The organism is Oceanospirillum maris DSM 6286 (assembly GCF_000422865.1).
GTDB classification, from domain to species: Bacteria; Pseudomonadota; Gammaproteobacteria; order Pseudomonadales; family Halomonadaceae; genus Oceanospirillum; species Oceanospirillum maris.
Window position 1 is genome coordinate 1 of record NZ_AUGW01000012.1, and the last position, 14,551, is coordinate 14,551.

Here is a 14,551-nt window from a genome sequence, read left to right on the forward strand (position 1 = left end):
CGGTTCGAACGAGCCATTACGGTCACGGGGTGTGTCCAGCTCAAACGAGCCAGAGGCTGTTTTAACTGTTTTACGGGAGGTACCGTTTTTACGGTTGGGCTGGTCATCCTGAGCCATATGCTCATCGAGTTCTGCGCCCAAGGCCGCTTCGGTAATCTGTTTAATCAGTGGTGTCAGAAGGCCATCTTTACCATTAAGTCCCTGACCGGACTGAAGAGCCTTAGCGAAGGCCTGAATGTCGATTTCGTATTTATCGGACATAATGTGTCACTCCCTGTAGAGGGTTAACTATAGGGGTGACACAGACTTTTGAACACTACCACAAGGAGCCTCCATGATGGAGGTTCCTGAATTACCAAAGCAGGAATTCCTGCTTTGCCAAATAGTTACCCTTGACACTCGCCCCACCTCAGCCCTATCCTTTGGGCTGAGGCGTCGAAACCTCTTTTCAACAGTCGGTAACTCCCAACCCCGTAAGCGTTGGTTTTTTTGTGCCTGAAATTTGGCACACTCCCTAGCCTAGTTGCGCCAGAATTATGCGTTTAGGCCGGGAGGGCAGCGAATAAAAGACCCGTAAGGGGAATAAGCTCGCGGTGACTGTTGACCGTTTCGAACCTCCCGGCACCCACGTCGAAATGGGGCGATAACTTCGAAAAACAACAGGAGGCCACTATGGCTGCTCAAATTAAAACCGTACCTTTCCATGGTCAGGATCTGGCCGTTATTCCTCACGAAGACAAGCTTTTGGTCGCCATCAAACCGATTTGTGAAAACATTGGGGTTTTGTGGGAACCGCAACGTAAGCGTATTCAGCGTAATGAAGTGCTTTCAGAGGGTGCCTCCATGATGGAGGTACCTTCAAAAGGTGGATATCAGGAAACCGTATGTCTACCGTTGGAGTTGCTCAATGGCTGGCTGTTCGGTATCGATACCAGTCGTATCAAAAATCCTGAAGTTAAAGCCCGTGTTACTGAATACCAGCGTGAGTGCTATCAGGCGCTGTTCAATTACTGGACACAGGGTGAGGCGGTGAATCCCCGTAAACGCAAGAAGACTCAACAGCCGCCAAAGTTGGGCTGCCTGACCAAAGAGCAGCAAACCGGCATTAAAGAGATGGTTCACTATCGGGTAGATGCTTTACCGCAGGAAAAACGGGCAAAAGCGGCGATCACTTGCTGGTCAGCGTTAAAGAGTAAGTTTGGCTGCTCTTACAAAGAGATTGCCACTGAACACTATACCGAAGCCGTTTCACTGGTAGCACGGCTACCGCTGGAAGGGGATTATCTGCCTGCTAGCGAATCAAAACCAAAGCCAACCCCGCAAGCAGTGTTTAAGGCGAAACGTACCCCGTCAGACTTTGACCGCCGTCATGGCCTGCTGTCACCGGAGCAGATGTTTGATTGTGGTTGGCGGGTTGATTTGCTCTGGGCGGTTAAGTGGCTTAAAGAGCATGAAGGCCAGACCGTTAAGTTGGAGTCGGGTCTTACCGACCAGTTGACGTTGGAGCTGAACTCGATCCTGCACTGGTATGAAAGCTACCGGAATAAACTGATGGATATTCGTCGTTTGGCTGTGTAGCTGAAATAATGATGTAAACCCGCTCCGGCGGGTTTTTTTATGTCTTCAAAAAAGTAAGGGGGTAGGTATGAATCAACCGTTTATGCGGCCTTTGGCCTCTGCGGTACAGCGTAATCCTGCGGTTTTAGCTGAGGCTGCTGCGGTGATGGACCTTAAAACCACTGAGGGTGGCCGTAGTTGGTATCAGTTCACAGCGCAGGCCGCTGCTAATTCAAACGTGGCAGATCTGCTGATTGTTGGGGATATCGGTGGTTGGGGTATCAGTGCCCAGCAGTTTGCCCGTGATCTGGTAGAGAACGCCAAAAACGTGAGCACGATCCGGGTGCTGCTGCACTCGCTGGGTGGCGACATTATGGAAGGCCTTGCCATCTATAACATGCTGCTTAAGCACTCGGCTCGGGTTGAGATCTATATCGCGGGTATTGCGGCTTCTATGGGGTCGGTTATCGCGATGGCGGGGGATGTGGTCTATATCCCGGAAAACGGCTGGATGATGGTGCATAAGCCGTGGGGCGGTCAGTTGGGTGATGCCAACGATATGCGTCGTTATGCGGATCTGCTGGATCAGTGGGAGGCTGGCCTTATGTTGGCCTATGAGAAGAAAACCGGCAAAAGTCGGGATGAGTTAACGCCGTTGTTAACGGATGAAACCTGGATGATGGGGCAGGCAGCGGTAGATGCTGGTTTTGCTGATCAATTAACCGAGGCGGTCGAAATGAGCGCCCATGCAAATAACAGAGCGTTGGATTTTATGAGTATTCCAGAACAAGTTAAGCCTTTGATTGACCCGCGTGCTCAGGGTAGCGCGCCACCTAAGCCATCCGGTGATGCGGGTGGTAAGCCTGCTTCAGATCCGGCTCCGCAGCCTGTTCCTTCTGGTGAGGGTGCGGCTCCTGCGACACCACCTCAGCCCGCTCCGGCACAACCTGATCCTCAGGCTGGCTTTGCTCAGTGGCAGCAGCTTGAGCAATCCCGCCGTGATGAGATTAACCTGGTGTTTACCGGCTTTAGTGCCCATGCAGAGCTGCAGCGTCAGTGTCTGGATGATATGGCGTGCACGGCTCAGGCGGCTAAAGATCGTTTGCTGGCGGCACTTAATCCTGTCCCGCAAGGCGGTTCAGGTCAGGGGGCGGGCCAACAGGGTATTAACCCGAACCCTGCACCTGCCGGTGTCGGCTCTATGGCGCATATTCATGCGGGTAATGGTGATTTTGTCCGTCAGGGCCTGGCAAATGCGCTGGCGTCCCGTGCCGGTATTGAGCCACTGGAAAAGGATAACAGCTATCGCGGTATGGCGCTGATTGAGATGGCGCGTATGGCGCTGTCTGAAAAAGGCATCTCTGCCTACGGTATGGACCGTATGGAGATGATCGGCATGGCGTTTACCCATTCCAGTTCTGATTTCGGCAATATCATGATGGATGTGGCCCATAAGGCCCTGCTGACGGGTGTTGAGGCTGCGGCAGAGACTTTCCAGCTGTGGACTAAGAAGGGTTCGCTGTCTGACTTTAAGATTAGTAACCGTGTGGCGCTGGATAGTTTCCCGACCTTGGATGAAATCCCGGATGGCGGTAAGTATCAGCAAGCCACCATTAATGATCGCTCTGAGCAGATCAAGCTGGCCACCTATGGTAAGGGCTTTGGTATCAGTCGTCAGACCATTATCAATGATGATCTGGGTGCCTTTACTGAGATCCCGTCTTTAATGGGCCGTGCGGCCATGCGTACCATCGGTAATCTGGTTTATGCGTTGCTGATGTCGAACCCTAAGATGAAGGATGGCAAACCCCTGTTCCATGCAGATCACGGAAACTTAGGCGATGCTTCTGCGCTTTCTATGGCGGCGCTGGATGCGGCGGATGTGGCTATGGCGATGCATGAAGACAGCGCCGAAACGCCTTTGAATATCGAGCCGAAATTCCTGATTACCGGACGTACTAATAAGGCGCGGGCTAACACCCTGATGACCGCTCAGTATGATCCTGATGAACAGGGTTCTACAGCACCGAACACAGCACAGGGTATGTGTCAGGTAATTACGGATGCCCGTATCGATAAAGCGGCGAAAAAAGCCAATGCTCAGGTGCCTTGGTTCCTGGCAGCAGATGCGGCACAAGGTACGATTGAAGTCGCTTATCTGGATGGTAATGAGCAGCCGTACCTTGAGCAGAAAGAAAACTGGTCAGTGGATGGTACCCAGTTCAAAGTGCGCCATGATGCAGGCGTTGCAGCGCTGTCTCACCGTACCCTGTACAAAAATCCGGGCGCAGCCCCTGCGTAATCCTTCCTGGTTGATCTGATCTCTTTTTAGTTTTCCCTTTTTTAATTGAAGCGCACACGGCTATCGCGGTGGGCTTTGCCGTGGGCGCAATTTGGGTGGTGGTATGAAAAATTACAAATCAGAAGAATCCGGCGTTGTTAATTTCACAGCTCCGGCCGGTGGTGTGATGGGTGGTTCGCCTGAGTTGATCGGTGATCTGCTGATTGTTCCTCATCATGATGCGGCAGAGGGTGAGCTGGCATCCGGTATGTATCGCGGTGAGTTTGAGCTGGCTAAAGCAGCGGCTGACGCACCGGGGCAGTTTGAAGCGGCTTACTGGAATGACGGGGCCAGTGAGATCACAACAGCCGCCGATGATGGTGGTGAGCCTAATAAGCCAGTGGGTTTCTTTACATATCCGGCTATTGATGGCGATACAACCGCCTGCGTCATGCTCACTGGGCAGATTGGCTAATGGTGGGCTTTAATGATGCTTGGGCTGAGTGTGAGCACGGGTTAATGAATGCGTTTGGTGAATCTGCTGTGTTCTGGACACCGGGACTGGATGCCTCAACAGATCCACCATCAGGTGAGTGTCTGGCGGATTTGATCGAGAACTATCAGGCGATGGACGGCGAGGGCTATCCCCGAGTGCTTACCGTGATTGATCTGCCTGATTTGCTGATGGCGGGCGTTAAGCCTGAACGTGATCTGCGGGTAAAAGTCTCCGGTCGTGTTTATCGGCTGCTGCAGCTTGTTAAGCGGGATCGGGGCTTAGAAAGTTGGGAGGTGGTGTGATGTCGATAAGTTTGCGTTATTCAAGTTTGCAGGCACTTAGTCAGGCTTATGACCCTGAAATGGTAGAAAAAGCCTTTCAGGCCGCGTTGTCCCGTACCACATCAAAAGCAGCCACCTTAATCAGCAAAGATGTGCGCAAGGTTTTTGCGGTTAAAGCAGGTGATATTCGTGGGGCTTTGCAGATCAAGCGGGCGCGGCGGGATCGGCATCGGGTTTTGCTTTATGCCGGTGGTCATCTGCCGATGGAAAAATTTAAGCCATCAAGCCGCATCATTAAAACCACTATCAATAATCATCCGGTTAACGGTAGCTATCGGGCCAGACGTCAGCGGGTGACTGCACGGGTTCGAAAAGACAAAGGGCGTCAGGTTCTTAAAGGGGCGTGGATCGCCAAAGGGCAGGTTATGCGCCGGTCTGATCAGGCAGACAACAAGAGTGACCCTTGGGTTCAGTATGGGCCAGCGATTGCCCAGATGGTGGATAATCCTAAGTTGCTGGATCGGGTGCAGGACTTTGTTCGTGAAGATCTGCCGAACCAGTTTATCAACCGTATGGAAAATGAAATCTGGAAGGCGGCCAATAGATGATTGATCGATCAAATGAGTTAATCGGCATGATTGAGTCGCAATGCCCTGCTTTTGTCACCGTTGATTGTCCTTGGTTTATGGACGCTCTGGATGAGCTGGACAAAGAGCTGCCAGCAGCACTGGTCTGGTTGTCTGGTGATGGGGCTGTTGCTGATGAGCCTGCCTCATTGGTAACAACCCAGCAGGTGATGCAAACCTATGGGGTTTGGGTCATAGCCTCTAGGAATCACCTCGATCAATCTCGAACAGAGTTGCGAAAGACGCTGTTGGGATGGGTTCCGGATGAAATGTCTGGGGACGTTCGCTATGTGAAAGGTGGGGCAGAGAACATCTCTGGAGACATTGTTTGGTGGCGTGAGTATTGGGCGCTACCAGTTTGGATTCGTCAGGGTTAGGTAAAAATAAGAGGTATTTATGGCCAACAAAGGTGGTCAGTACGTGATGTCGAGCGGTAAGCGCATCCCCCGTGCTGAATTTGAAAAGATCGAAAAGCCGCAGCCAAAAAAAGCTGCTGCTAAAACAGAATCGGAGGTAAACGATGCTGTTAGCTAAAAAGAAAATTCTGTTGGCGAAGATTCAGCCGGATCTTGATGTTGATCCGGTACCGGATGGCGGTAACGCGGTTGTCACTAAAAATCTGACCGTGTCGCCTTACGAGGGTAATACGGTTCAGCGTGATATTGACCGTGATGCCCTAGGCAATGATATTGAATTTAATACCGCGCCCTATGTAAAAGTGACGTTCAGTGTTGAGTTAGCCGCCTCCGGTGTTGCGGGTACAGCACCTGGCTGGGGGGCGATCATTCGCGCCTGCGGCTTTTCGGAAACGGTTGCACCGGATACGGATGTAGTCTATCAGCCGGTGTCTGAGGGTTTCGAGGCTGTAGCCCTGTATATCCCCCATAACGGTCAGCTGCACAAAGCAACCGCTGCCCGTGGCACGGTTAAATTTGGTCTGAGTTCTGGCGGTATGCCGGAGATGAGCTTTGAGTTTACGGCTAAGTGGCATCAGCCCGTGGTAGCTCCTGCGCCCACTGGTCTGGATACCAGCGCCTTTGTTACGCCGCTGCCGGTTAACTCGGTCAATACAGCGCTTGAAATTGCGGGTTACGCTGCCAATGCGGAGAGTGTTGATATTGATATCGCTAACTCCGTGGTATTCCGTGATGTGATTAACTCGCAGCAGGTGCTGATTACCGATCGTGCCCCAGCAGGTTCCATGACCATTGAAGCCCCGGAGTTGGCGACTAAAGATTTCTTTGCGGCGTCGGCCAGCCACAGTGGTGTCACGTTGCATCCGTTGAGCGTAACCCACGGCAAAACGCCGGGGCAGATCGTGGAATTGTCGGCACCTAAAGTGCAGCTCTCCGGTATTAGCATGGGGGATTCCGACGGTATTCTCACGTACAGCATGAATACGCGCCTGATTCCATCCGATGCGGGTGATGATGAGTTTGTGCTAACCCTGAAGTAGTCTGTACCCGTTTTATAGCCCGCCCCGTGCGGGCTTTTTTGTGCCTGTTTTTTGTACTGATTCTATTTTTTGCATTATTGGAGCGCGTTATGTCCTTTGTATTAGCCCCTAAAGAAATTGTTAAAACGGTTGTTAAAGCGGTGGAGCCGCTGGATTTCGGCAAGAAGCAAACTCACACCCTAGAAGTGCATTGGAAGGTGCTCTCGGTTGCAGAAATCCGCGACTATCAGGAGCGTCTAAAAGATGGCGGGACTACGGATGAAGAGCTGATTCAGGAGCTGGTGGTTGATATCCCAGGCGTGAAAGATCCCTCCGGTGCCGAGATCCCGTTCGGCAAGGATCTGGTGCATCAGCTAATGAATGTCGAATATGTGCGTAAAGCCTTTACTGAAGAGCTGACCAATATGCTATTTGGCAAAGACTTTATGAAGCGGGTGCGCGAAAAAAACTAATCGAGGCCGGAGCCTATTGGGTCTCTCTGACCCGGGGTGGTTCCGGCAAAGATGAAGTTGATGAAGATGCGGCTTGGCTGGGTATTCAGGCTCCTGAATCCTCAGAGCCGGAGCACTTTGAGGTATTGCCGGATTGCTGGTCCGCGCTGGAGTTATTTCTGGCGTTGCAGGGGCAGTGGCGCATAGTCGCCGGGTTCGGTGGTGTCTTTTATCAAGGGCTGGATTATCCCGCTGTTGAATCGTTGTTGCGGTTGAAGATCAGCAGTAAGAAAAAACGGCACCGGTTGTTCGATCAGATCCGGCTGATTGAACACGGTGCCCTAAAAACAATGAATGAACAGAAGCAATAGCCCGCCCCGTGCGGGCTTTTTTGTGCCTGTAGTGATGTTGGGGTGATTTATGGCGGGACGTCAATTTAGAACAGACCTAGTAATCGGTGGTGATGCCAGCGGTGCCGTAGGTGCTACGCGCGCTACTCATGATGAGCTGGGCCGTTTGATTCGTCAGCAAGGCACCGCAGAAAGCAGCACCAGACGTTATGGATCTGCAGTCGCTGACGCCAGTCGCCATCAGCAGCGGATGTCAGATACGTCAGATACTGCAACCAGCAGCCTGATGGGCTGGGCCAGCGTGGCGGCGGGTGCTGCCGTTGCTGCTGCATCAGCGCTGGCGATCTCTCAGGCGCAGGCCGCGAAAGAAACCCAGATCATGGCGGATGCTCTGGGTATGAGTGCCGGTCAGATGTCAGAGTTTGCCTACGCCGCCAAATATCAAGGTGTCGAGGCCGGTGAGTCAATGGCGATGCTAAAGGATCTTGCAGAGAAAGTCGGTGAAGCCGTGAAGTTTGATAGCGGTGAAGGTAAAGAGGCGCTAGAAGAGCTTGGGCTGTCTGCTGAGAAATTGGTAAAAAAATCACCGGTTGATATGTTGCTGGATATTAGTGCAGCTATTGATCAAATGGATACCGAAGCGGAAAAATCGGCTGTATTGGAGATGTTGGCCAGTGATCTAACGGTGCTATTGCCACTGCTAAGGGACGGCGCCGCAGGTTATCGTGAGCTTGTCCAGCAGGGCCATGACCTGAATGTTATTTTGTCTGATACGGATATCAGCGGCATGGCTGAGATGGCGGACTCGTTTGAGCGGCTCGGTGATGCTGTAACCGGTCAGATTAATATGCATATTGCTCCGGCGCTGTCAGCGATGGCTAACGCGGTGGTAGATAATATGGGGTCTATTGTTAGCGCTATTGAGATTGCGAAATATGGCGTTGTCGGTTTTGCGACGGTTTATATCGCTCAAAGCGTTGCTGCGAGGATTGAAGATGGGAAATCGGTTCTAGCCCGCCGTGCAGCGGTTGTTGCAGAGCTGCGATTAGCCAGCGCTAGGGATGCGTCAGCAGCAACCGCTGCCCGTGCCAGTGCCCAGACTGCAGTGGCGGAGGTTCAGTCATATAGGCTGGTCGTTGAGTCAACTCGGGCAGAGATAGCTCGCGAGCAAGTACGCCTTCGCGCCCAGATTAGCGCAGAGGGTCGTCGTCAGGCGGTTAACCGCTTGGCAGCGGCGCGGGGGCAGTTAGCCGCCGCTACCGCCGCGTTAACTCGTGTTGAGGCGCAGCATACGGCTGCGGTTGCAAGCTCAACGGTTGCTCAAAATGCCGCAGCGGCATCCAGCTTGCGCCTAGCCAGCGCAACAACTGTGGCAGGTTTGGCATCTCGGGGCTTGCGTGGCGTGCTGGCTCTGTTTGGCGGCCCTTGGGGGCTTGCGGCGGTGGTGGGTATTGCTGCTATTGCAGGGGCTTTTTACCTGCTGAAGCAGCGGGCAGAGGCCACGGCTAATGAGTTGGAGCGTGTTACCGCGCTGGCCGATGCGGCTAAAGCTAAGGCTGCAGAGCCAGAAACCATGCAGTTAAATCTGGAATCTGAGGAAAAAGCCCTGGCAGCGCTGCAGGCGAAAGTCGCTGAAACCGAACGCAGTATGGCACGCATTCGTACGCAGTTGGATGCGGGCGGTCTGCCAACCGCTACCGTGGTAGCGCTTTCAGAAACCTATGCTACGTTGCAAACTGCAGTGGCCGGTGCTGGCGACCAGATTAAATCTCATCATGAAGAGATTGCCCGCCTTAAATCTGGTCTGCAAGCCGCAGGTGTGGAGGTCGAAGGGACTGTCGGTCGAACCGATGAGCAAGCTGCTGCTGTTGCTAAGCTCATTGCGCAGCTTAAAGACCAAGAGCGTCAGCTCGATCTAACCGGCCAGCAGATGTTGGCGTACAAACTTAGTCAGCAGAACGCAACCGATGACGAAATCGCCCGCGCGATGGCGATTTATAAAAGCATCGAAGCGATTAAAGCTCGTAAGAAAGCAGAAGCCGAAGCAGAAAAGGCAGCCAAATCCGCTGCAGCGGAAGCTGAGCGCGCAGCAGAAGCCTATCAGACGTGGCTTGAAAAAGTAAAAGACGCAGCGGATCCGGCCCGCAAACTCTCAGAAGAGATCGAGAAGATCAACGCCGCTGTTACGTCCGGAGATCTGACTGAAGCTCAGGGCGAAGCCTATATTAAAAAACTGAAAGAGGGCTTTAAGAAATCTGCTGAGGCCGGTGAAGAATTCGGAAAATCTTTCGTTGATGCAGCAGACCTTGGCGGCGCACTGGCTGAGTCTATTATGAGCGGTGATTTCTCGGCGCTGGGAAATGTCTTGGGATCGTCACTTGGTGGCGCAGCATCTGATGCAATATCTGGCTCGCTTTCTGGGGCCATCGGCAGTACAGCCGGAGGTATTTTAGGCGGAGTAGGCGGCTCGCTTGTCGGTAGCTTGGTCTCAGGTGTATTTGCTGGCTCAACAACTGAGATGACCGGTGAAGGCTACCGGCTTGGCATCGAGTCCGGCGCGCTGTTTTCTGCTGAGTTCAGTAAGTCATTCAAGAAATCCTCGATGTTTAGCTCTAAAAGCTGGACTTCCTACAGCGACATGCTTCTTTCTGAGTTTGATGTCGTCAGCAACTCGCTAGACAGGTCGGCATCGTCTGTGGGTAACGATGCCAGCGCGCTTGGTATAGCAATAGATGAGTACACAGGAGTCATCGAGGATAAGAATGGTGATCTGGCGGGCGCAGGCGAAAAGCTTGCAGACGAAATGGCAAGGTCTGGGCTAGCAGCAATAGAAAAGTATCAATTGCTGGGAGAGTCTGCGGCTGATACGTTCGGCAGTCTCGCAGACACTGCTGAAAGTCTCACGGAAAGTTTTAAGACTACAGGTGTCTCGCTGTCGAATAAAAGTTCAGGCTGGATCGACGAAGAGTCCTCTAGGCTTGCCGATGCGTACAGCGCGGATTTAGCAGCATCTCAGGAAAAACTGAAGCAAGTTCAGATAAATATCATTGGGCAGGCCCTCACAGGACATAAGAGCGGCGGCTGGAGAGACGAGGAGTTAAGAGCCAGCATTGCTGAACAAATGTCAGGTCTCGGCGGGTTCAGCGATGCATATCAGCAGATAATTACTGAGGCATTTGAAGACAGCCTGCTTGATCAAGCTGCTACCATCAAGCGAACCGAGGGTAGAATTGAAACGTATATCGACCCAATACTTGCGAATATTAGCGAACTTAATAGTCGGATCGACGATGTATACAACGATGCCGTCGTAGCTTTTAATCAGGGCATCGTCTCATCAATTGCTGATATTAAAAATATTGACACTGGAGAAGCCGAGGAGGCATTTGGCGCGCTTGCAAGTTCATACGCTGAAAACTACCTAACTGAGGTCGAGCAGTTAGCAAGCACCGCTAAGTTTGCTAAACAAGAGTTCTTATCTCTGGGGTTCTCTGAGCAAGATCTCGACGCTTCAACCGAAGCGGTGAAGGCTTTTTACGAAGCCGCTAGCTCACCAGAAGAGATTGCTAACGCCTTAGTCGCCGCTGATGCCCTTGCTCGATACAACAATGCGATTGAAGCATCGAGCACCGCAGCAGAACAAGCCGCTGCAGCAGAGCGAGAGCGCCTGCAAGATATGCTGTCGCCTTACCTGCAAAACCTCGCTGACTGGTCATCCGAAGAACTGTCCCGTATCGAGTCTGATTACCAAGAACGTATCGCGCTTGCTGAAGAGCAGTACCGCATCGGTCGGGAGCTGCGCCAATATGTTGAGCAGTTAAAAATCAGTGAGCTATCGCCCTACGACCCATCCGAAAAACTCGAACTAGCAACAGAACAGTTTGCTGCATTGCTGGTGAAAGCTGAATCCGGTGATATGGATGCTGCTGGCCAGTTGCAAAGTGCTGCTAATGCGTACCTGCAAAATGCAGATAGCTACTACGGGCGGTCTGATCCGTATACGTCAATTTTTGAAGAAGTCACCCAAAGCCTTGATCGAATGGGGCTGGATATTATGGGTGGTCTTGATGAAGACTCAGTTGAAAAGCTCACTGCGCAAATGCTCTCAGAGCAGCAGCGTATCCGTGATTACGCTAGCGAGCAGCTAACGTGGACAGTGTCACAATACAGCGCTCTAACGTCTATAGAGCAGTTGCTTGGGGTGCTGCCAGAGTCTTTAGCGTCTCAGCTGAATACTGTTACAGGTACTGCGGCATCATCATCAGCGACCGAGTCGCTGATTTTGTCGCAATGGGATCAGATGGGCGGAGGCACGTATTCGGATAGCGATCTAAGTCGATATGCCAGCCAAGTAGATAGTGGCGCTACAGATATGGGCCAGATCAATCAAGAATTAGCGTACTACCAAAGCAACAACTCAAAGATCATGGATCAGGTGCTGGATGCTTGGAATGCATCTGGTGGGGGTGATTATAACGATGCTGACTTAGCGCGTTATGCAGCAGATATTGCCGCTGGAAAAGGTGAGTTGTCAGCTGCGGATCTTGAGCATTACCGAGCAACCCACGGCTCACACGCTGCTGGTTTAAATTCTGTGCCGTTTGATGGCTACAAAGCAGAGCTGCATAAAAACGAGATGGTGCTCACTGCGGACGTAGCAAATCACATCCGTGAGTCTATGAGCGCTGGCTCTAAGTCGTCTCAGGTCATCGTGCAAACAGATCCGGCCCTGCTGGCGGAGATTCAGCAGCTACGTGCTGAAGTTGCTCAGTTTCGATCTGAGCGCGCTCAATCTGCAAGTAAAGCGGAGCAGCAGCGCAGTGATCAGCAGCGAGCCACGGAGTCTGTCGCCCGTGCCGCAAAAACACCTGTGGGGGTACTCTGATGCCTATTGCAGATCAGCAGTACCAGCAATGGCTGTCGCAGCCCAATCAGCCCCGCGTGGTGCTTGCAGAATTGGAGCACAGCGCGGGCACTGAGTACGTCAGCAGCCGCCCGTATATCAGTCAGCCAACCGATAGTGCCCCTAATCGTATCTATGATGATCTGCTGCAGGGCGAGCTGGAGATCAGTGCCCGCCTTGATTCTCAGCTGGAGCTGGGGGCGCTGGATTTGGTGGATGATGGCAGCATCACGCACTGGGTTAACCGGCGTTGGCGGGGCTATACGGTAGTGCTCAAACTCGGAGATCCGTCGTGGTCGCTGGATGATTTTCGGATCATCGCCCGTCAGATCAATAGCGGTATTCTGGATGCCCGGCGCGGTAAAATTCAGCTGGGTATCTATGATGCAGCGGCACAGCTGCAGCAGGAGATTCAGCGGCCAGAGCTGCCCAGCGGGCAACCCGTGCCGCTGATTCTGGGGCGGGTTTTTTGCGCCCCAGCCACTCGCATCAGCACCAGTACGCTCACCTACCGCGTGAGCTGGCTGCCGGTGACATCGCTGGTGGTTCGGGATGGCAACGGCCCTGTCATCAGTCACACAGCGGACTACAGCAGCGGGCAGTTTGTCGCGTCCAGCTACAGCCCGCGCACCCTAATGTGTGAGGTGGTCGAGCCGCACCAAACACCGCTGCAAATCGTCCATTGGGTGGCGGATCAATACAGCATCCCGCTGGCCAGTGGGCTCAACCTGCCCGGTTATACGCTGGGTCTGCGTTATGACGGGGCGGTTACCGGTGCTCAGGTGCTGGATGATGTCTGCACTGCCATCGGCGGCCACTGGAAGATTAACGCCCTGGGGGAGCTGACGGTCAGCGTGTTTGAGCTGCCCGGTGCCGAGCCGGATCTGATCATCGATGCCGATGATATTGAGTTCGGTCAGATCGCGCTGACAGAGACTCAGGAACCGCTAAAAACCCTCACGCTCAATTACGCTCGCAACCACAACCTCATCAGCGAAGTGGCTGGCAGCATCACCGCCACCGATGCTGAGCGACTAATGAGCGAGTGGCTGGCGGTTTCTGGCAGCAACTCGGCTGCAGATTATCCGTTAGCGCCGGATCAATCACTGGACACCGCCCTGCAAACACAGGCTCACGCCCTCACTGAGCGTAACCGACGCCTGCAGATTAAAAGCACGCGGCATGATGTGTATCGCATCACCGTGCTGCGCCCCGGCTTGCAGGACATTGTAGGGCAGGTCGTGCGGATGGATCATCCGCGCACAGCAGGCCGCATCGGACGTGTCATCAGCAGTCGCAGCAACCCGCTGCGAGATAAAACTGAACTGGAGATCTGGTACTGATGAGCAAAACACTCCGACTGCTGGCCACCAATCTACACGACACGGCAACGCTAACCGCTACCAGTGAGGTGCTGCCAATCAGCAATACCCAACGCAGCGAACGGTCTCGGGTCTGGCGTTCAGCAGATCTGCAAACCCAGCAAATCACAGCGACGTTACCGGATGGTGGTTTTGTCGATTGCATTGCGCTGGCACGACATAATCTGGCGGGTGCCGGCATCCTGAAAATTGAGTTTTTTAATGCCGGTTCCCAGGTTGGTGAGACGATTACAGCGCCAACCGCTCTGCTGGTTCCTGCGGGCGTGTGGCGCGCCGGTATTGATGGGTGGGCGGCATCCTATAACGACGAAATGCCCGCGGGCTCCCCCTTGGGGATTCACTGGCTGGATCAACCCATTGCCATCGACAGCTACAAAATCACGCTGGATAGCGGTGGGCCTGATAGTTACATGGAAATTGGCCGGATCTTTATCGGCCTCAGTATTTCACCCAGCGTTAATTTCAACTGGGGTGTTGGTGTGGAGTGGCAGGAGTCTGGCGAGCATATCCCGACAGAGGCAGGATCACTGCGTACCGTGGGCGGTGGTGATCTGCGTCGAAGCTTTGCACTGCAACTGGACTGGCTGACCGATGCGGATCGTGTGCAGCTCGTGACTCAGCTCGTTCGAGTCGGTCTGGGTGCGGATCTGCTGGTTGCGCTCTATCCCGAGGGTAACGAGCTGCTGCAACTGGAACACACGATGGTCTGCCGCCGCGAAGCCTCCTTTGGTCACACTCATAGTCACTATCAAAACTGGAAAGCACCCTTAGCATTTTTGGAGGTTTAA

General features: G+C 53.2%; 14 protein-coding genes. 13 read left to right on the forward strand and 1 reads right to left on the reverse strand.

Annotated elements, in window-relative coordinates; genetic code table 11:
• A partial coding sequence (locus G517_RS17760) for a transposase (RefSeq protein WP_036590440.1) occupies positions 1–261 on the reverse strand: 261 nt, incomplete at its 3' end.
• A gap of 411 nt (positions 262–672) precedes the next feature.
• On the opposite strand from G517_RS17760, the gene G517_RS17765 reads away from it, so the two are divergent.
• From G517_RS17765 to G517_RS0104810, 13 genes are all read left to right on the forward strand, one after another.
• Positions 673–1,578 carry a phage antirepressor N-terminal domain-containing protein gene (locus G517_RS17765; protein ID WP_051206067.1) on the forward strand — a complete coding sequence of 302 codons (906 nt, stop codon included), beginning with the start codon at positions 673–675 and terminating at the stop codon, positions 1,576–1,578.
• 67 nt (positions 1,579–1,645) lie between these two features.
• Entirely contained in the window at positions 1,646–3,859 is a 2,214-nt protein-coding gene (locus G517_RS0104755; RefSeq protein ID WP_051206069.1) for a ClpP-like prohead protease/major capsid protein fusion protein, read from the forward strand.
• 103 nt (positions 3,860–3,962) lie between these two features.
• A complete protein-coding gene (locus G517_RS19945) occupies positions 3,963–4,313 on the forward strand; it encodes a DUF2190 family protein (RefSeq protein ID WP_051206071.1) in 351 nt (116 codons plus the stop codon).
• A complete protein-coding gene (locus G517_RS0104765; RefSeq protein WP_028303466.1) occupies positions 4,313–4,636 on the forward strand; it encodes a hypothetical protein in 324 nt (107 codons plus the stop codon). The genes G517_RS19945 and G517_RS0104765 overlap by 1 nt, the downstream gene beginning before the upstream one ends.
• Positions 4,636–5,223 (forward strand): phage tail protein, encoded by a 588-nt coding sequence (locus G517_RS0104770; protein ID WP_028303467.1) that lies wholly within the window; start codon positions 4,636–4,638, stop codon positions 5,221–5,223. Before G517_RS0104765 ends, G517_RS0104770 begins: the two co-directional genes overlap by 1 nt.
• On the forward strand, positions 5,220–5,618 hold the full coding sequence (locus G517_RS0104775) for a phage tail terminator protein (protein WP_028303468.1): 399 nt from the start codon (positions 5,220–5,222) through the stop codon (positions 5,616–5,618). Before G517_RS0104770 ends, G517_RS0104775 begins: the two co-directional genes overlap by 4 nt.
• 19 nt (positions 5,619–5,637) lie before the next feature.
• Positions 5,638–5,775 carry a hypothetical protein gene (locus G517_RS20700; RefSeq protein ID WP_157833148.1) on the forward strand — a complete coding sequence of 46 codons (138 nt, stop codon included), beginning with the start codon at positions 5,638–5,640 and terminating at the stop codon, positions 5,773–5,775.
• Positions 5,762–6,697: a phage tail tube protein gene (locus G517_RS0104785; RefSeq protein WP_028303469.1), complete on the forward strand. Its 936-nt coding sequence runs from the start codon at positions 5,762–5,764 to the stop codon at positions 6,695–6,697. The genes G517_RS20700 and G517_RS0104785 overlap by 14 nt, the downstream gene beginning before the upstream one ends.
• Positions 6,698–6,786: 89 nt before the next feature.
• Positions 6,787–7,149: a hypothetical protein gene (locus G517_RS0104790; protein WP_028303470.1), complete on the forward strand. Its 363-nt coding sequence runs from the start codon at positions 6,787–6,789 to the stop codon at positions 7,147–7,149.
• Positions 7,150–7,232: 83 nt separating this feature from the next.
• Positions 7,233–7,499 (forward strand): DUF1799 domain-containing protein, encoded by a 267-nt coding sequence (locus G517_RS20705; protein WP_281167501.1) that lies wholly within the window; start codon positions 7,233–7,235, stop codon positions 7,497–7,499.
• 49 nt (positions 7,500–7,548) lie between these two features.
• Positions 7,549–12,363 (forward strand): hypothetical protein, encoded by a 4,815-nt coding sequence (locus G517_RS0104800; RefSeq protein WP_028303471.1) that lies wholly within the window; start codon positions 7,549–7,551, stop codon positions 12,361–12,363.
• Positions 12,363–13,724, forward strand: coding sequence for a hypothetical protein (locus G517_RS0104805; protein WP_028303472.1), 1,362 nt, complete (start codon positions 12,363–12,365; stop codon positions 13,722–13,724). The genes G517_RS0104800 and G517_RS0104805 overlap by 1 nt, the downstream gene beginning before the upstream one ends.
• On the forward strand, positions 13,724–14,551 hold the full coding sequence (locus G517_RS0104810; protein WP_028303473.1) for a hypothetical protein: 828 nt from the start codon (positions 13,724–13,726) through the stop codon (positions 14,549–14,551). The genes G517_RS0104805 and G517_RS0104810 overlap by 1 nt, the downstream gene beginning before the upstream one ends.

Coding starts and splice junctions, on each gene's coding strand:
- G517_RS17765 (WP_051206067.1), top strand. CDS start 673: ATGGCTGCTCAAATTAAAACCGTACCTTTCCATGGTCAGGATCTGGCC.
- G517_RS0104755 (WP_051206069.1), top strand. CDS start 1,646: ATGAATCAACCGTTTATGCGGCCTTTGGCCTCTGCGGTACAGCGTAAT.
- G517_RS19945 (WP_051206071.1), top strand. CDS start 3,963: ATGAAAAATTACAAATCAGAAGAATCCGGCGTTGTTAATTTCACAGCT.
- G517_RS0104765 (WP_028303466.1), top strand. CDS start 4,313: ATGGTGGGCTTTAATGATGCTTGGGCTGAGTGTGAGCACGGGTTAATG.
- G517_RS0104770 (WP_028303467.1), top strand. CDS start 4,636: ATGTCGATAAGTTTGCGTTATTCAAGTTTGCAGGCACTTAGTCAGGCT.
- G517_RS0104775 (WP_028303468.1), top strand. CDS start 5,220: ATGATTGATCGATCAAATGAGTTAATCGGCATGATTGAGTCGCAATGC.
- G517_RS20700 (WP_157833148.1), top strand. CDS start 5,638: ATGGCCAACAAAGGTGGTCAGTACGTGATGTCGAGCGGTAAGCGCATC.
- G517_RS0104785 (WP_028303469.1), top strand. CDS start 5,762: ATGCTGTTAGCTAAAAAGAAAATTCTGTTGGCGAAGATTCAGCCGGAT.
- G517_RS0104790 (WP_028303470.1), top strand. CDS start 6,787: ATGTCCTTTGTATTAGCCCCTAAAGAAATTGTTAAAACGGTTGTTAAA.
- G517_RS0104800 (WP_028303471.1), top strand. CDS start 7,549: ATGGCGGGACGTCAATTTAGAACAGACCTAGTAATCGGTGGTGATGCC.
- G517_RS0104805 (WP_028303472.1), top strand. CDS start 12,363: ATGCCTATTGCAGATCAGCAGTACCAGCAATGGCTGTCGCAGCCCAAT.
- G517_RS0104810 (WP_028303473.1), top strand. CDS start 13,724: ATGAGCAAAACACTCCGACTGCTGGCCACCAATCTACACGACACGGCA.